This is a genomic window from Pseudomonas fluorescens (genome assembly GCF_902497875.1).
Classification (GTDB): Bacteria; Pseudomonadota; Gammaproteobacteria; order Pseudomonadales; family Pseudomonadaceae; genus Aquipseudomonas; species Aquipseudomonas fluorescens_BR.
In genome coordinates, this window is record NZ_CABVHY010000011.1 from 18,839 (window position 1) to 35,899 (window position 17,061).

The 17,061-nt window shown below is 59.6% G+C and carries 14 protein-coding genes; 10 read left to right on the plus strand and 4 right to left on the minus strand.

Going from position 1 to position 17,061, the window contains the following annotated elements:
- Positions 1–7: 7 nt before the first annotated feature.
- Positions 8–901: a LysR family transcriptional regulator ArgP gene (locus F8N85_RS12675; protein WP_150803948.1), complete on the minus strand. Its 894-nt coding sequence runs from the start codon at positions 899–901 to the stop codon at positions 8–10.
- Between the two features lie 96 nt (positions 902–997).
- On the opposite strand from F8N85_RS12675, the gene F8N85_RS12680 reads away from it, so the two are divergent.
- From F8N85_RS12680 to F8N85_RS12725, 10 genes are all read left to right on the plus strand, one after another.
- Positions 998–1,399 (plus strand): ACT domain-containing protein, encoded by a 402-nt coding sequence (locus F8N85_RS12680; protein WP_150803949.1) that lies wholly within the window; start codon positions 998–1,000, stop codon positions 1,397–1,399.
- 5 nt (positions 1,400–1,404) lie between these two features.
- Positions 1,405–2,007, plus strand: a complete 603-nt coding sequence (locus tag F8N85_RS12685) for a LysE/ArgO family amino acid transporter (protein ID WP_150803950.1) — start codon at positions 1,405–1,407, stop codon at positions 2,005–2,007.
- Between the two features lie 227 nt (positions 2,008–2,234).
- Positions 2,235–2,831: a superoxide dismutase gene (locus tag F8N85_RS12690; RefSeq protein ID WP_150803951.1), complete on the plus strand. Its 597-nt coding sequence runs from the start codon at positions 2,235–2,237 to the stop codon at positions 2,829–2,831.
- Positions 2,832–3,278: 447 nt separating this feature from the next.
- Entirely contained in the window at positions 3,279–5,330 is a 2,052-nt protein-coding gene (locus F8N85_RS12695; protein ID WP_150803952.1) for a putative bifunctional diguanylate cyclase/phosphodiesterase, read from the plus strand.
- Between the two features lie 171 nt (positions 5,331–5,501).
- On the plus strand, positions 5,502–6,845 hold the full coding sequence (locus F8N85_RS12700; RefSeq protein ID WP_150803953.1) for an imelysin family protein: 1,344 nt from the start codon (positions 5,502–5,504) through the stop codon (positions 6,843–6,845).
- A gap of 293 nt (positions 6,846–7,138) precedes the next feature.
- Positions 7,139–8,566 (plus strand): di-heme oxidoredictase family protein, encoded by a 1,428-nt coding sequence (locus F8N85_RS12705; protein ID WP_150803954.1) that lies wholly within the window; start codon positions 7,139–7,141, stop codon positions 8,564–8,566.
- 41 nt (positions 8,567–8,607) lie between these two features.
- Positions 8,608–9,672 (plus strand): imelysin family protein, encoded by a 1,065-nt coding sequence (locus F8N85_RS12710; protein ID WP_150803955.1) that lies wholly within the window; start codon positions 8,608–8,610, stop codon positions 9,670–9,672.
- 14 nt (positions 9,673–9,686) lie between these two features.
- Positions 9,687–10,784 (plus strand): DUF1513 domain-containing protein, encoded by a 1,098-nt coding sequence (locus F8N85_RS12715; protein ID WP_150803956.1) that lies wholly within the window; start codon positions 9,687–9,689, stop codon positions 10,782–10,784.
- A gap of 223 nt (positions 10,785–11,007) precedes the next feature.
- The gene (locus tag F8N85_RS12720) at positions 11,008–12,159 is read left to right on the plus strand and encodes an efflux RND transporter periplasmic adaptor subunit (protein WP_150803957.1); all 1,152 of its coding nucleotides are present in this window, start codon (positions 11,008–11,010) and stop codon (positions 12,157–12,159) included.
- Positions 12,160–12,172: 13 nt separating this feature from the next.
- A complete protein-coding gene (locus F8N85_RS12725; RefSeq protein WP_150803958.1) occupies positions 12,173–15,199 on the plus strand; it encodes a multidrug efflux RND transporter permease subunit in 3,027 nt (1,008 codons plus the stop codon).
- A 139-nt stretch (positions 15,200–15,338) separates the two neighbouring features.
- Here F8N85_RS12725 and F8N85_RS34970 read toward each other — a convergent pair whose 3' ends face one another.
- The 3 genes from F8N85_RS34970 to F8N85_RS12740 are packed head-to-tail and all read right to left on the minus strand — an operon-like array spanning position 15,339 to position 16,967.
- The gene (locus F8N85_RS34970; RefSeq protein ID WP_150803959.1) at positions 15,339–15,566 is read right to left on the minus strand and encodes a hypothetical protein; all 228 of its coding nucleotides are present in this window, start codon (positions 15,564–15,566) and stop codon (positions 15,339–15,341) included.
- Positions 15,566–16,282 (minus strand): lipopolysaccharide kinase InaA family protein, encoded by a 717-nt coding sequence (locus F8N85_RS12735; protein ID WP_150803960.1) that lies wholly within the window; start codon positions 16,280–16,282, stop codon positions 15,566–15,568. The genes F8N85_RS34970 and F8N85_RS12735 overlap by 1 nt, the downstream gene beginning before the upstream one ends.
- Positions 16,283–16,286: 4 nt before the next feature.
- A complete protein-coding gene (locus F8N85_RS12740; protein ID WP_150804096.1) occupies positions 16,287–16,967 on the minus strand; it encodes a class I SAM-dependent methyltransferase in 681 nt (226 codons plus the stop codon).
- Positions 16,968–17,061: the final 94 nt, after the last annotated feature.

Sequence of the window (17,061 nt, forward strand, 5' to 3'; positions counted from 1 at the left end):
CTTTCAATCACGCCAACGGCACCAACCATTGCTTTGATAATCGCGCCAGATGCTCGGTCAGCTGCCCGAGCAATTGCCCGCCGTTGCGCCAATAATGCCAGTACAGCGGCACATCGATCGGCTTATCTGGCAACAGCTCCACCAACACGCCACGTTCCAGCTGCCCGCGAACCTGCAATTCGGGCACCAGTCCCCAGCCGAGTCCCGCCTCGGCCAAGCGAATAAAGCCCTCGGAAGACGGACATAAATGGTGTTCAAAACCACCGTCGACGCCCAATGAAGCCAGGTAGCGATGCTGCAAAAAGTCATCCGGGCCGAACACCAGGGCCGGCGTGTGCGCCAACTGCTCGGCACGCACGCCCTGCGGAAAATGCCGGGCGATAAAGGCCGGGCTGGCCAGGGCACGATAACGCATGGCCCCCAGCAACAGACTGCGCGCCCCGGCCACCGGTCGCTCGCTGGCACACACACACGCGGCCACTTCACCCGCACGCATACGCTTGAGGCCGACGGTCTGGTCTTCCACTATCAGGTCCAGCAGCAGATGCTGCTCTGCGCAGAAATCACCCACCGCTTCTGCCCACCAGGTCGCCAGGCTGTCGGCGTTGAGCGCAATACGTAGACGTTCCGGCAAGCCTTCTTCATCCAACGCCGGCACCAGCGTTTGCAAATCACGTTCGAGCAAACGCACTTGTTGCACATGGTTGAGCAGACGCCGGCCAATCTCCGTCGGTGCCGGTGGCGTGACCCGTACCAGCACCGGCTGGCCGACCCGAGCCTCCAGTAGTTTGATCCGCTGCGAGATGGCCGATTGCGACAATCCCAATACCTGGGCCGCCCGTTCGAAGCCGGCCTGTTCGACCACTGCGGCGAGGGCGGAAAGCAATTTATAGTCGAACATCAGTTTTCCTAATGGGCGATCAGCAATATTGGTTTTTCTTATACCGCTTCTGCCCGGAGAATAGCCAGCAAGCCTCTTCGATCAAGGACACCTTTCATGGCTGGTGAAACTTCTCTGGCAACCCTGCTGCACGGCATGAGCCCGCAATTGAACGACGGCGAGTACGTATTCTGCAGCATCCGCGACGGCCATCTGCCCAAGGACTGTGACGTCATCGGCAGCTTCCGCGAGCAGGAAGGCCTGACGGTCATCCTCGGGCGCGGGCAAGCCGAAAAAGCCGGTTTCAGTTTCGATTATGTGGCGGCCTGGATCACCTTGAATGTGCATTCGGCACTCGAAGCCGTAGGCCTCACCGCTGCATTCGCCAGCGCCCTGGGCCAGGCCGGGATCAGTTGCAACGTGATTGCCGGCTACTACCACGATCATTTGTTTGTCGGCCAGGCCGATGCCGAGCGCGCCATGACGGTGCTGCGGCAATTGGCGGCGGGCGCGGAGTAAACCCTATGTGGCAAAGCTATGTGAACGGCCTGTTGGTCGCCGCGGGACTGATCATGGCGATCGGCACGCAAAACGCGTTCGTGCTGGCGCAAAGCCTGCGCCGCGAACATCACCTGCCGGTGGCCGCGCTGTGCGTGACCTGCGATGCCTTACTGGTCGCTGCCGGAGTTTTCGGCCTGGCGACCCTGCTGGCGCAAAACCCGCTGCTGCTGGCTGTTGCCCGCTGGGGCGGCGCAGCGTTCCTGCTGTGGTACGCCAGCCTGGCGCTGCGCCGGGCGTGTTCCCGGCAAAGCCTGCAACAGTCCGAAAACCAGACCGTGCGTTCGCTACGTGCAGTGATGCTCAGTGCCCTGGCCGTAACCTTGCTCAACCCCCATGTGTATCTGGACACCGTGTTGCTGATCGGCTCACTCGGGGCCCAGCAAACCGTACCCGGCGCCTACGTGGTCGGCGCGGCCAGCGCCTCGTTGCTGTGGTTTTTCACCCTGGCCTTGGGCGCGGCGTGGCTTGCGCCATGGTTGGCGCGGCCGAGTACCTGGCGAATTCTCGATCTGATGGTAGCGGTCATGATGTTTACCGTAGCGTTCCAGTTAATCAGCGCCGGGTGATTTATTCCAAAAGGCTTAAGGGGGTGCCCTCACTAAATGGCGATCCGCCATTTAGTGAAGGCACCCCCTTAAACCTCTATTCCACACAGTTGTTGCGTGGTTATGCCGCACCCCCGGTGCTATGATCCAAAACCTGCGCCGCAAAGAGTACAAACTCTCCGGCGCTAGTCTGGCCGCCCGTGATCGGCCGTGCGCTCACCGCAACTGACCTGATTAGGAGAATCATCATGGCTTTCGAATTGCCGCCGCTGCCTTACGCACACGATGCCCTGCAGCCGCACATTTCAGAGGAAACTCTGCAGTATCACCACGACAAGCACCACAACACCTACGTCGTGAACCTGAACAACCTGGTGCCAGGCACCGAGTTCGAAGGCAAGACACTGGAAGAAATCGTCAAAACTTCGTCGGGCGGTATCTTCAACAACGCCGCTCAGGTCTGGAACCACACTTTCTACTGGAACTGCCTGGCGCCAAACGCCGGCGGTCAACCAACCGGCGCACTTGGCGACGCCATCAACGCGGCTTTCGGTTCGTTCGACAAGTTCAAAGAAGAATTCAGCAAAACCTCCATCGGCACCTTCGGTTCCGGTTGGGGCTGGCTGGTGAAAAAAGCTGACGGTTCCCTGGCCCTGGCCAGCACCATCGGCGCCGGTAACCCGCTGACCAGCGGCGACACCCCGCTGCTGACCTGCGATGTCTGGGAACACGCCTACTACATCGACTACCGCAACCTTCGTCCAAAGTACGTCGAAGCGTTCTGGAACCTGGTCAACTGGAAATTCGTGGCTGAGCAATTCGAAGGAAAAACCTTCACTGCTTAAGCTTCGCGCCAGTCAAAAAACCCGGCTTTTGCCGGGTTTTTTTATGGACTTTTGGAATGTTGGCTGGCGGCGTTTCAGGGGGCTGAATCTTTTTTGACTGGGTACATATCCGTTACCGCAGAAATGGATATGTACACCGCCCTCAAGAGCGAGGCCGGTTGTCAGGCCGCCTTCGCGACAAAGCCCGCACAAGGAACCAATTTGCCCTTGCCCCAACACCACGGCACGCTAACATCATCCATCTGGGGAAAAACTCCCGCACACCCCTCAAGTTCTACAGGGTTGCTACCGACACAGTACTAATCGCTTGAACAAGCCCGGAATCAGCTCTTTGGCCAAGCAGATAGACAAAATATCCAGTGCTTGATTGTCCCTTTGACTGCCATCACGGGATTGCCAATACTCATGGCAACTTGACGCTACCCGCACGGAACAAGGAATAGCCTTTTGAAGCTGGAACTCAAAAACAGCTTGTCGGTGAAGTTGCTCCGGGTTGTGCTGTTGTCGGCATTGATCGTCGGCGTGGTTCTGAGCTGCGCGCAGATCGTTTTCGATGCCTACAAGACACGGCAAGCGGTGGCCGGCGATGCCCAGCGCATCCTCGACATGTTCCGCGACCCATCGACCCAGGCGGTGTACAGCCTCGATCGGGAAATGGGCATGCAGGTGATCGAAGGCCTGTTTCAGGATGACGCAGTGCGTATGGCGTCCATCGGCCATCCCAATGAAACCATGCTCGCGGAAAAACACCGCGAACTGCAGAAGTCAGCCAGTCGCTGGCTGACCGACCTGATTCTTGGCCAGGAACGCACCTTTACCACGCAACTGGTAGGCCGCGGTCCCTACAGCGAGTATTACGGCGACCTCAGCATCACCCTCGATACCGCCACCTATGGCCAGGGGTTTATCGTCAATTCGGTGATCATTTTTATTGCCGGAGTGCTTCGCGCCCTGGCCATGGGTCTGGTGCTGTATCTGGTCTATCACTGGCTGCTGACCAAGCCACTGTCGCGAATTATCGAACACCTGACCGAGATCAACCCCGACCGCCCCAGCGAACACAAAATTCCGCAGCTCAAGGGCCACGAGAAAAACGAGCTGGGCATCTGGATCAACACGGCCAATCAGCTACTCGAGTCCATTGAACGCAATACCCACCTACGCCATGAAGCGGAAAACAGCCTGCTGCGCATGGCCCAGTACGATTTCCTTACGGGTCTGCCAAATCGTCAGCAGTTGCAGCAGCAACTCGACAAGATCCTGGTGGATGCCGGACGTTTGCAACGCCGGGTCGCGGTGATCTGTGTCGGCCTCGATGACTTCAAGAGCATCAACGAACAATTCAGCTACCAGACCGGTGACCAATTGCTGTTGGCCCTGGCCGACCGATTGCGCGCTCACAGCGGGCGCCTGGGCGCCCTCGCCCGGCTGGGTGGCGACCAGTTCGCGCTGGTTCAGGCTGATATCGAACAGCCTTATGAAGCCGCAGAACTGGCGCAAAGCATTCTCGATGACCTGGAAGCGGCGTTCGCCCTCGATCATCAAGAGATCCGTCTGCGGGCCACGATCGGTATCACGCTGTTTCCGGAGGACGGCGACAGCACCGAGAAGTTGTTGCAGAAAGCCGAACAGACCATGACCCTGGCCAAGACCCGTTCGCGCAACCGCTACCAGTTCTATATCGCCAGCGTCGACAGCGAAATGCGTCGCCGCCGGGAGCTGGAAAAAGACCTGCGCGAGGCCCTGGCTCGCGAGCAGTTCTACCTGGTCTACCAACCGCAGATCAGCTACCGCGATCACCGTGTGGTCGGGGTTGAAGCGCTGATTCGCTGGCAGCACCCGGAACACGGCCTGGTGCCGCCGGATCTGTTCATCCCGCTGGCTGAACAGAACGGCACCATCATCGCCATCGGCGAATGGGTACTCGACCAGGCTTGCCGCCAGCTACGCGATTGGCATGATCAGGGTTTCGCCGATTTGCGCATGGCGGTCAACCTGTCCACTGTGCAACTGCACCACGCCGAGTTGCCACGGGTGGTCAATAACCTGCTGCAGATGTATAGGCTGCCGCCGCGTAGTCTGGAACTGGAAGTCACCGAAACCGGCCTGATGGAAGACATCAGCACCGCCGCCCAGCATCTGCTGAGCCTGCGCCGTTCGGGAGCGTTGATCGCTATCGATGACTTCGGTACCGGCTACTCGTCCCTCAGTTATCTGAAAAGCCTGCCCCTGGACAAGATCAAGATCGACAAGAGCTTCGTCCAGGACCTGCTGGATGACGACGACGATGCCACCATTGTTCGGGCGATCATTCAGTTGGGCAAGAGCCTGGGCATGCAGGTGATCGCCGAAGGCGTGGAGACCGCCGAGCAGGAGGCCTATATCATTTCCGAAGGCTGCCATGAGGGTCAGGGCTATCACTACAGCAAGCCTCTGCCGGCCAGGGAATTGAGTGCTTATCTGAAGCAGGCCCAACGCAGTAATGCCGCCATCTTCTGACCCACCGACCGACCGTAGCAGCTGGCGGAGGCTGCTACGAAGTGCCACCACATCGTGAATAAGAAATAATTACAAACGCAACCCTTTACACATAATGCAAATCTTTCGCATTATGTTGCAGTTTTGCGCGCCCGCGCGCCTGTCCACCTCTCTCGAAGCAGGATGTTCGCCATGATTCGTATGCCTCTGGCTACCGCCAGTCTGTTGGCCATCGCTATTTCCCTCGCCGGTTGTGGCGAAGGCAAAGACAAGGCCGCCGCTCCGCAAGCGCCTACTCCGGCTGCCAGCACTGCAGCTCCAGTTGCTCCTGCTGCTGCCGGTAAAGTTGACGAAACTGCTGCCAAGGCCGTTGTCGCGCATTACGCCGACATCGTCTTCGCCGTCTACAGCGATGCCGAATCCACCGCGAAAACCCTGCAAACCGCCGTCGACGCGTTCCTCGCCAAACCGAACGCCGACACCCTGAAAGCCGCCAAGGCTGCCTGGGTCGCTGCGCGCGTGCCTTACTTGCAGAGTGAAGTGTTCCGCTTCGGCAACACCATCGTCGACGATTGGGAAGGCCAGCTTAACGCCTGGCCACTGGACGAAGGCCTGATCGACTACGTCGACAAATCCTACGAACACGCACTGGGTAACCCGGGCGCCACCGCCAACATCATCGCCAACACCCAAGTTCAGGTCGGCGAAGACAAGGTCGACGTGAAAGACATCACCCCGGAAAAGCTCGCCAGCCTCAATGAGCTGGGCGGTTCCGAAGCCAACGTCGCCACCGGCTACCACGCCATCGAATTCCTGCTCTGGGGCCAGGACCTGAACGGCACCGGCCCTGGCGCCGGCAACCGTCCAGCTTCCGACTACCTGGAAGGCAAAGGCGCCACCGGCGGTCACAACGATCGTCGTCGCGCTTACCTGAAATCCGTCACCCAACTGCTGGTCAACGACCTGGAAGAAATGGTCGGTAACTGGAAGCCGAACGTGGCTGACAACTATCGCGCCACTCTGGAAGCTGAACCCACCGATACTGGCCTGCGCAAAATGCTCTTCGGCATGGGCAGCCTGTCCCTGGGTGAACTGGCGGGCGAGCGCATGAAGGTTTCCCTGGAAGCCAACTCGCCGGAAGATGAACACGACTGCTTCAGCGATAACACCCATTACTCGCAGTTCTACGATGCCAAAGGCATTCGCAACGTGTACCTGGGCGAATACACCCGTGTCGACGGCACCAAGATGACCGGCGCCAGCCTGTCCTCGCTGGTCGCCAAAGCCGACCCGGCCGCCGACACCGCGCTGAAAGCTGACCTGGCGGCCACCGAAGCCAAGATGCAAGTGATCGTCGACCACGCCAACAAGGGCGAGCACTACGACCAGTTGATCGCCGCGGGCAACTCCGCCGGCAATCAAATCGTTCGCGACGCCATCGCTTCGCTGGTCAAGCAGACCGGTTCGATCGAACAGGCTGCCGGCAAACTGGGCATCACCGACCTGAACCCGGACAACGCTGATCACGAGTTCTGATCACGAGTTGTTTGAGTGAAAAACAGAGGCGACCTTCGGGTCGCCTTTTTTGTGAACGCTTGTGGGAGCGGGCTTGCTCGCGATGGACTCAAGGGCGGCACGTTTATTCAGAAAGCACGCGCTATCGTTCACGACCATCGCGAGCAAACGGAACGCCGCCCGGCTGCTCCTACAAGTATCACAGTGCCTCCAAACACTGCCCCACATCAAACTAAACGCTAATTCCTCTTATTCAAATTCCGCTGCCCTGTTAGACTTTGCGCCCTTGTTTTGCTCGTCCTGCAGGAAGTCTGATGCTCTCGCTGCCGCTTCGCTTGTCCACTCTGTTGCTGGCCTTGGGCCTGAGTGCCTGCGACGACGTCCCGCATTTCACCAAGGCCGAGCCCGGTGAAGCCCGCTCCGGTGGCAGTACGACGGTGAGAAAGACTGATCAGAACGCCTTTTCCCTGCCCTCGGCCAACCTGTCGCCGAGCCGGCGCCTGGATTTCAGTGTCGGCAACAGCTTCTTTCGCAGCCCCTGGGTGATTGCCCCAGCGACCACTACCGCGCGCGATGGGCTGGGGCCGCTGTTCAATACCAATGGCTGCCAGAACTGCCACATCAAGGACGGCCGCGGTCATCCGCCAGCCCCCGATGCGAGCAACTCGGTGTCGATGCTGGTCCGCCTGTCGATCCCCAATGCCCCGGAGTACGCCCAGGTCATCGAACAACTGGGCGTGGTACCGGAGCCGGTCTACGGTGGGCAATTGCAGGACATGTCGGTTCCCGGCGTCGTGCCGGAGGGCAAAGTACGGGTCGACTACGACCCGGTGCCGGTTCGCTTCAAGGACGGCAGCGAAGTCGTACTGCGCAAACCGAAACTGCACATCAGCCAACTCGGCTACGGGCCCATGCACCCGGACACTCGATTCTCCGCCCGGATCGCACCGCCGATGATTGGCCTGGGCCTGCTCGAAGCCATCTCCGATGCCGACATTCTGCGCAACGCCGACCCACAAGATGACGACAACAACGGCATCGCCGGGCGACCGAATCAGGTCTGGGATGATGCGCAACAGAAAACCGTGCTTGGGCGCTTCGGCTGGAAAGCCGGCCAGCCCACGCTCAATCAACAGAACGTCCACGCATTTTCCGGTGATATGGGCCTGACCACCCGCCTGCGACCTGTTGATGATTGCACCCAGACTCAGACCGGCTGCCTGCAGGCACCCAATGGCAATGGCCCGGACGGTGAGCCGGAAGTCAGTGACAACATCCTGCGCCTGGTGCTGTTCTACAGCCGCAACCTCGCCGTTCCGGCCCGCCGTGACGTCAGTTCGCCGCAGGTGCTGGCCGGTAAAAACCTGTTCTATCAGGCCGGCTGCCAGTCCTGTCACACGCCGAAATTCACCACGGCAGCGAATGCCGCAGAACCCGAACTGGCCAATCAGGTGATTCGCCCTTACAGCGACCTGCTGCTGCACGACATGGGTGATGGCCTGGCCGACAATCGCACGGAATTCCAAGCCAGTGGCCGCGACTGGCGCACGCCGCCGTTATGGGGTATCGGCCTGACGCAAACAGTCAGTGGCCATACCCAGTTCCTGCATGACGGCCGTGCCCGCAACCTGCTCGAAGCGGTGCTCTGGCACGGCGGCGAAGCCCAGGTGGCACAGCAACAGGTTTTGACTTTCAATGCCGAGCAACGCGCCGCGTTGCTGGCATTCCTGAATTCTCTATAACGCTTTCTCTAAGCTTTTCACCCAAAGAACGGGAGCCCGACATGTTCCGCCCCAAACTGTTGTTCACCAGCCTTGCCGCGCTGGCCTTGAGCGCCTGCTCGCCGCAGGATCCTCAAGCAGTCACTTCGGCGGCCATCGCCAAACAAGTGATCCTTCCGACTTACAGCCGCTGGGTCGAAGCCGACCGCCAATTGGCGATCAGCGCGCTGGCGTTCTGTGAAGGCAAGTCAAACCTGGACACCGCGCGGGCCGATTTCCATCACGCACAAAAAGCCTGGGCCGAGTTGCAACCGCTGCTGATCGGCCCGCTGGCCGAGGGCAACCGGGCCTGGCAGGTGCAGTTCTGGCCGGACAAGAAGAACCTGGTCGGCCGTCAGGTCGAGCAACTGGTCAGCGCGCAGCCGCAGATCGACGCCGCCGCCCTGGCCAAGTCCAGCGTTGTGGTGCAAGGCCTGTCGGCCTACGAATACATCCTGTTCGACAGCAAGGTCGACATGGCCGATAGCGCGCAGAAAGCCCGGTACTGCCCCTTGCTGACGGCCATTGGCGAACGCCAGAAAATCCTCGCCGAAGAGATCCTGTCACGCTGGAACACTACTGACGGCATGCTCGCGCAGATGAGCAAATTCCCGAACCAGCGCTACGCCGATTCACATGAAGCCATCGCCGATCTGCTGCGAGTGCAAGTCACCGCGCTGGACACCCTGAAGAAAAAACTCGGCACCCCGATGGGCCGTCAGAGCAAGGGCATTCCACAACCCTTCCAGGCCGATGCCTGGCGCAGCCAGTCTTCGCTGCTCAGCCTGGAAGCCAGCCTCTCCGCGGCCAAAAGCGTGTGGGTTGGGGTCGACAACAAGGGCCTGCGTGGCCTGCTGCCTGCCGAGCAGAAGCCATTGGCCGAGAAGATTGATGCCGCCTACGCCGCCGCGCTGAAACTGTTCTCCAGCAGCCAGCGTTCATTGACTGAAATGCTCAGCGACGATGCCGGTCGCCAGCAACTCAATGACCTTTACGACAGCCTCAACGTGGTCCACCGCCTGCACGAAGGCGAACTGGCCAAGGCGCTGGGCATCCAACTGGGCTTCAACGCCAACGACGGTGACTGATGAGGGTTAGCTCCATGCTGCGACGCCAGGCTTTGACTTTAGGCAGTTTGTTGCTGGGTGCAGTGACGCTGGGCGGCTGGACGCTGTTTCGGCAAAAGGACCAAAGCCCGCTGCTGCTCTCGGCGCGCAACGATGGCGACGGCCAGCATTATGCCGTCGGCTATCGGCTGGATGGCAGCCAGGTGTTCGCCACCCAGGTCGGCCAGCGCTGCCACGACATCATCAATCATCCAACGCTGCCAATGGCCCTGTTCGTCGCTCGGCGCCCCGGGACCGAAAGTTACCTGATCGATCTGCGCGACGGCACGCTGTTGCAGACTGTCGTCTCGCAGCCGAACCGGCATTTCTATGGTCACGCGGTGATTCACCAGAGCGGTGATTGGCTCTACGCCACCGAAAACGACACCACCGATCCGGGTCGCGGCCTGCTTGGCGTGTACCGCTTCGAAGGTGAACGATTGGTTCATTCCGGCGAGATTTCCACCCATGGCATCGGCCCCCATCAGGTGTCATGGATGCCCGACGGTGAAACCCTGGTAGTGGCCAATGGCGGAATCCGTACCGAGGCCGAAAGCCGGGTCGAGATGAACCTCAATGCCATGCAGCCAAGCCTGGTGCTGATGCAGCGCGACGGCAGGTTACTGAGCAAGGAAACCCTCGCCCAGTCGATGAATAGCGTGCGTCATCTGGGCATTGCCAGCGACGGCACCATCGTCGCCGGCCAGCAGTTCATGGGCGATGCCCACGAGTCCTCCGAGCTGCTGGCAATCAAGCGTCCCGGCCAGCCTTTTGTGGCCTTCCCGGTTGCCGAGCAGCAGTTGCAGGCGATGGGGCACTACACTGCCAGCGTCGCTGTGCACAGCGAGTTGCGCCTGGTGGCGCTCACTGCACCGCGAGGCAACCGCTTCTTTATCTGGGACCTGGACACCGCTCAACTGCGCCTCGACGCGCCGTTGCCCGACTGTGCCGGGGTCGGCGCCGTGGCCGATGGCTTCGTCGTCACCTCGGGTCAGGGGCGTTGCCGATTCTACGATTGTCGTCAGTCACCGCTGGTTGCCAAACCCCTTGAGTTACCCGCAGGGCTCTGGGACAACCACCTTCATCTGATCTGACGCCTTCGGCGCAAAAGATCGCAGCCTGCGGCAGCTCCTACGTGGATCGGGGACGCCTCGATATTGAGCCAAACCACATTCCGTAGGAGCTGCCGCAGGCTGCGATCTTTTAGGGCTCTATGCACAATCCTTAGACGAGCATATAGAATCAGCGGCATGCCGGGCGTAATGTCCCGTCTGTCTCATCTTGTCTGTTTCAGCTTTTTTTCCAAGGAACCGGAATATGCTGCGCCGCCGCATGCTGATCATGTTGGGTGTTGTCCTGCTTATCGTACTGATGCTGGCCGGCTATAAAGCCTTCTCCATCTATCAGCAGATCCAGGTGTTCTCTGCGCCACAACCGCCGGTGAACGTGGCGGTGGCCACTGCCACTGAACGTCCGTGGCAAGGCCGTCTACCCACAGTCGGCACGCTCAAGGCATTGCAAGGGGTCGATTTGAGCCTGGAGACCGCCGGGACGGTCAAGGAAGTGCAGTTCCAGTCCGGTCAGAAGGTCAAGGCCGGCCAGCCGCTCGTGCAACTCGACAGTGCAGTGGAAAGCGCCCTGCTGGAAACCGCCCAGGCCGACCTCGGTCTGTCACAACTGGACTATGGCCGAGGCAGTCAGCTGGTGGGTAGCCAGGCCATTTCCAAAGGCGAATTCGACCGGCTCTCGGCACTGCTGCACAAGAACAAAGCCACGGTCAACCAACTCAAGGCTATCCTGGCGAAGAAACACATCGCTGCGCCCTTCAGCGGCACCATCGGCATCCGTCAGGTGGATGTCGGCGACTACCTGCCCAGCGGCACGGTGATCGCCACCTTGCAGGACCTGAGCAGCCTCTACGTCGACTTCTACGTGCCGGAGCAGGCGATACCGAAAATTGCCCTGGAGCAGCCGGTTCAGGTCACCGTCTCCGCCTACCCGACCCAGAACTTCCCCGGGACCATCAGCGCGATCAACCCGAAAGTTGAAGACAGCACCCGCAACGTGCTGGTGCGGGCGACCCTGGCCAACCCGGATGGCAAGTTGCTGCCAGGCATGTTCGCCAGCCTGCAGGTCCTGCTGCCGCACCCTCAACCGAAGATCGTGGTACCGGAAAGCGCGATCACCTACACCCTCTATGGCAACTCGCTATTTGTGGTGGCGCAGAAAAAAGCCGCCGACGGCAGCGCCGAAAAGGACGCCAACGGGCAACCGGTGCTGATCGCCGAGCGACGCTTTATCGAGACCGGCGAGCGCCGCGACGGGCTGGTGCTGATCACCAAAGGCCTGCGGAACGGTGAACAAGTGGTCAGCGCCGGGCAGATCAAACTGACCAACGACGCTCACATTGCCATCAGCCCCGACAAAAATTTGCCAGCCGAACAGAACAGCCCGCCGCGCGCCGACTGATCAAGGAATCCCCATGGCTTTTACCGATCCGTTCATCCGCCGCCCTGTGCTCGCCAGTGTGATCAGCCTGTTGATCGTGCTGCTGGGCTTCCAGGCCTGGAGCAAGCTGCCGCTGCGCCAGTATCCGCAGATGGAAAACGCCCTGATCACTGTGACCACCGCCTACCCTGGGGCGAACGCCGAAACCATCCAGGGTTACATCACCCAACCGATGCAGCAGAGCCTGGCGAGTGCCGAAGGCATCGACTACATGACCTCGGTCAGCCGGCAGAACTTCTCGGTGATTTCAATCTACGCGCGGATCGGCGCCAACAGCGACCGGCTGTTCACCGAGCTGCTGGCCAAGGCCAACGAGGTCAAGAACCAGCTGCCTCAGGATGCCGAAGACCCGGTGCTGAGCAAGGAAGCGGCGGACGCCTCGGCGCTGATGTACATCAGTTTCTTCAGCAATGACCTGAGCAACCCGCAGATCACCGACTACCTGTCACGGGTGATCCAGCCGAAACTGGCGACCCTGCCGGGTATGGCCGAAGCGGAGATTCTCGGCAACCAGGTGTTCGCCATGCGCCTGTGGCTGGATCCGGTCAAGCTCGCCGGCTACGGCCTCAGCGCCAGTGATGTAACCGATGCGGTACGCCGTTACAACTTCCTCTCCGCCGCCGGCGAGGTGAAAGGCGAGTACGTGGTCACCAGCATCAACGCCAACACCGAGCTCAAGTCCGCCGAGGCTTTCGCCGAGATCCCGCTGAAAACCGAGGGCGACAGTCGGGTGCTGCTCAGTGATGTCGCGCGAGTGGAAATGGGCGCCGAGAACTACGACACCGTCAGCTCTTTTGGGGGCACGCCGTCGGTGTACATCGGCATCAAGGCCACCCCTGCCGCCAACCCGCTGGACGTGATCAAGGAAGTGCGCAAGATCATGCCGGAGCTGGAAGCCCAGCTACCACCGAACTTGAAAGGAGAGATCGCCTACGACGCCACGCTGTTCATTCAGGCGTCGATCAATGAGGTGGTGAAAACCCTGTTTGAAGCGGTGCTGATCGTGATCGTCGTGGTGTTCCTGTTTCTCGGCGCGCTGCGTTCGGTGCTGATTCCGGTGATCACCATCCCGCTGTCGATGATCGGCGTGATGTTTTTCATGCAACTGATGGGTTACTCGATCAACCTGCTAACCCTGCTGGCGATGGTACTGGCCATCGGGTTGGTGGTGGACGACGCAATTGTGGTGGTGGAGAACATCCATCGGCATATTGAAGAAGGCAAGACTCCGCTCGACGCCGCCATCGAAGGTGCCCGGGAAATCGCCATGCCGGTGGTCTCGATGACCATCACCCTGGCGGCGGTCTACGCGCCAATCGGTTTTCTCGAAGGCCTGACCGGGGCACTGTTCAAGGAGTTTGCGCTGACCCTGGCCGGCGCGGTGGTGATCTCCGGAATCGTCGCCCTGACCCTGTCGCCAATGATGTGCGCCCTGCTCTTGCGCCACGATGAAAACCCGACCGGCCTGGCCCATCGCCTCGACTTGATTTTCGAGGGTTTGAAAAGCCGCTATCAGAGCCTGCTTCATGGCACCCTCAACACCCGGCCGGTGGTGCTGGTGTTCGCCGTCATCGTCCTGTGCCTGATCCCGGTACTGCTGAAATTCACCAAGTCGGAACTGGCGCCGGACGAAGATCAGGGAATCATCTTCATGATGGCCAACGCACCACAGCCGACCAACCTCGACTACCTCAACACCTACACGGACGAATTCGTCACCATCTTCAAGGAGTTCCCCGAGTACTACTCATCATTCCAAATCAACGGCTTCAACGGCGTGCAATCGGGGATCGGCGGTTTCCTGCTCAAGCCGTGGAGCGAGCGCAGCCGAACCCAGATGGAAATCCTTCCCGAGGTTCAAGCCAAGCTCGCCGCCATCACCGGGCTGCAGATCTTCGGCTTCAACCTGCCATCCTTGCCAGGGACCGGTGAGGGCATGCCATTCTCGTTCATCATCAACACGCCGAATGATTACGAGTCGCTGCTGCAAATCGCCGATCGAGTGAAAAAACGCGCGGTGGAATCCGGCAAGTTTGCCTTTCTCGACATCGACCTGGCCTTTGACAAGCCTGGGGTAGTGGTCGATATCGACCGCGCCAAAGCCGCGCAGATGGGGGTTTCGATGCAGGACCTGGGGGGCACTCTGGCGACATTGCTCGGTGAGGCGGAAATCAACCGCTTCACCATCGAAGGCCGCAGCTACAAGGTGATTGCCCAGGTAGAACGCGCCTACCGCGACAATCCAGACTGGCTGAGCAACTACTACGTGAAAAACACCGCAGGCGTAGCACTGCCACTGTCCACCCTGATTACCGTCTCCGATCGAGCTCGACCGCGGCAGCTGAATCAGTTCCAGCAGCTCAACTCGGCGACGATCTCGGGCGTGCCGCTCGTCAGCATGGGCGAAGCGATCGAGACCGTGCGCCAGATCGGCCAAGAGGAAGCAGGGCCGGGGTATGCCTTCGATTATGGTGGCGCTTCCCGGCAATTCGTTCAGGAAGGCAGCGCGTTGTGGGTGACCTTTGCCCTGGCGCTGGCCATCATCTTCCTGGTGCTGGCGGCGCAATTCGAAAGCTTCCGCGACCCGCTGGTGATCCTGGTGACCGTCCCGCTGTCGATCTGTGGTGCGCTGATCCCGCTGTTCCTGGGTTGGTCGAGCATGAATATCTATACCCAGGTCGGATTGGTGACCTTGATCGGACTGATCAGCAAGCATGGCATCCTGATCGTCGAGTTTGCCAACCAGTTGCGCAAGGACAAAGGACTGACCGCTCGGGAAGCCGTGGAAGAAGCCGCGGCGATTCGCTTGCGCCCGGTGTTGATGACCACCGCGGCGATGGTGTTTGGCATGGTGCCGTTGATCATCGCCACGGGTGCGGGTGCGGTCAGCCGGTTCGATATCGGTACGGTGATCGCCACCGGGATGTCGATTGGTACGCTGTTCACTTTGTTCGTGCTGCCTTGCGTCTACACCTTGCTGGCCAAGCCGGACAAACGCTGAAATGCTTTTTTACGGGTACATATCCGTTACCGCAGAAATGGATATGTACACCAGCGAGAGATGAGTACATCCGCAAAAGAGCCACGCACAACCAAAAAGGCCTCGCAATGCGAGGCCATTTATCTGGGCTTCATTTTCTTCAACTCTGTGGCCTAATTCCCTGAGATATACCGAACATGAACAGCAGAAAATCCTGGTCGGGTTTTGTTACCACGGATGCCTTGGCTGCCCGTGGCAAAGGGCAATGCGCATCGCTGTGCATTGCACTGAGGACCTGTGTGCGGGGCTGTTCCCAAGCGGCCACCGCCCAAGAAGTGACTGCCAAGGCTCCCATCAAGAACAAACCTCGAGCAATTTCTAGTTTCATTACTCTAAACCCTTGATAGCACTGCCAAACGCCGTCCTATAAAAGTAGCTGAGTTTTTGCCAGTCCGTAGGGCTCCACGACGAATGGCGACGCAGTTGTTTCATGTCGTGGACGGCGGCAAGGGTACTGCTCAGACGCCGTCGGGACTTCTCCAGATCCAGCAAGGCCACCTCGACTCGGGCCGCTTCATCTTCACCCGTCACCCGGACGAAAATATGCTTGGCATAGAGACATCCATGCTGCCATCGGCCTTTATGCATACGCGCCAGGATCACGGCCAACTCTTGCAACAGACGATCATGCACCCCCTCGCCATGGCGCTCGCGCCCACCGGCGGTATACCAATTGTCTATTTCCAGGAAACCATCCAGTGCCGCGGTCACCAACAGCGCTCGCCATTGATGCCGAGCGTCGCGTTGCGCACCGCAAAACACCAATTCCGGTACCCGCACATCCAGTAAACGCAGGCCATTGAGGGCATCACGCTCACGCAGTACCGTGGGTCGCCCGAACGGGTGCAACCAACTGCGGTAGATATGCCCGATCTGACGTTTCGCATAGAGCAATCGACCATGACTGCTCAGAATCCGTTGTACGCCGCTTTCCCCGCCGCGGCGCTGGTTGGGCTCTTCTACCCACTCACCGCGCAGATTCCAGAAGTAGTCAAAGCGGTCTTCAGAAGGGATATCCGCTTCTGAAGCATGTTTAACAGCCATCCGGTTACCTCTTGCGTAATACGTACACTCGCCACATCGCGTAGAGCGGAATAAAGTCCAAATGTTCCTGAATCCGGAAACCGGCCTGTTTGAACTCTTCCTCTACCGTAGCAGCGGGTAACACAAATCTATTTTGGTAACTCTCCTGCCCACCTTTCTCCAGGCGTTTTTGCTCCATCCGCTTGCGTTTCCAGGCCTTGAAGTTGCCATCGACCCAGAGGGAGATGATGACGCTATCGCGGGTAACACGCTGAAACTCGCGCAATAGGGCCATTCGATGACTGGACTCACCGATGTGATGGAGCAAACGCATGCAAAAAATGCTGTCGACGGCGTTATCCGGCAAGTCGATGGCGAATGCTGATGTTTGCAAGGGTTGTACCCTTTTCACCACGTCGGCTGGCTGGGCCAGCGTGGCGATCTGCAGCATGGCTTCGGAGTTGTCCGCACCAATGATGACGCGATTCGGTTTTTTCGCCAGCAACGGCCAGAACCGTCCGGCGCCGCACGGCAGATCGAGCACCAGACCGGGCTCTCCGGCCAGCGCAAGCGCCCGTGAGGCCAGTTGTTCGTCGCGTGTATGCGACAACTTGCGGGCCAGGCCGTCCTGGTGCTTGAGCAAATACTCGCGCGCATGCTGTTCGGTGTATTTTTCGGAAAATTCAAGTTTGATCGGTGTCGCCATCATCAGGGTCTCCTGTCATTGATGGCCCCACCTTAGGCCATGACATGTCGCCGTCAGGTCATCGAGTTGTGAAAACTTTGTCCCGTCTAATCCT

What these genes read in the sequence shown, in the direction of transcription:
- F8N85_RS12675 (WP_150803948.1), bottom strand. Translation starts at nt 901, where the DNA reads ATGTTCGACTATAAATTGCTTTCCGCCCTCGCCGCAGTGGTCGAACAG.
- F8N85_RS12680 (WP_150803949.1), top strand. Translation starts at nt 998, where the DNA reads ATGGCTGGTGAAACTTCTCTGGCAACCCTGCTGCACGGCATGAGCCCG.
- F8N85_RS12685 (WP_150803950.1), top strand. Translation starts at nt 1,405, where the DNA reads ATGTGGCAAAGCTATGTGAACGGCCTGTTGGTCGCCGCGGGACTGATC.
- F8N85_RS12690 (WP_150803951.1), top strand. Translation starts at nt 2,235, where the DNA reads ATGGCTTTCGAATTGCCGCCGCTGCCTTACGCACACGATGCCCTGCAG.
- F8N85_RS12700 (WP_150803953.1), top strand. Translation starts at nt 5,502, where the DNA reads ATGATTCGTATGCCTCTGGCTACCGCCAGTCTGTTGGCCATCGCTATT.
- F8N85_RS12705 (WP_150803954.1), top strand. Translation starts at nt 7,139, where the DNA reads ATGCTCTCGCTGCCGCTTCGCTTGTCCACTCTGTTGCTGGCCTTGGGC.
- F8N85_RS12710 (WP_150803955.1), top strand. Translation starts at nt 8,608, where the DNA reads ATGTTCCGCCCCAAACTGTTGTTCACCAGCCTTGCCGCGCTGGCCTTG.
- F8N85_RS12715 (WP_150803956.1), top strand. Translation starts at nt 9,687, where the DNA reads ATGCTGCGACGCCAGGCTTTGACTTTAGGCAGTTTGTTGCTGGGTGCA.
- F8N85_RS12720 (WP_150803957.1), top strand. Translation starts at nt 11,008, where the DNA reads ATGCTGCGCCGCCGCATGCTGATCATGTTGGGTGTTGTCCTGCTTATC.
- F8N85_RS12725 (WP_150803958.1), top strand. Translation starts at nt 12,173, where the DNA reads ATGGCTTTTACCGATCCGTTCATCCGCCGCCCTGTGCTCGCCAGTGTG.
- F8N85_RS34970 (WP_150803959.1), bottom strand. Translation starts at nt 15,566, where the DNA reads ATGAAACTAGAAATTGCTCGAGGTTTGTTCTTGATGGGAGCCTTGGCA.
- F8N85_RS12735 (WP_150803960.1), bottom strand. Translation starts at nt 16,282, where the DNA reads ATGGCTGTTAAACATGCTTCAGAAGCGGATATCCCTTCTGAAGACCGC.
- F8N85_RS12740 (WP_150804096.1), bottom strand. Translation starts at nt 16,967, where the DNA reads ATGGCGACACCGATCAAACTTGAATTTTCCGAAAAATACACCGAACAG.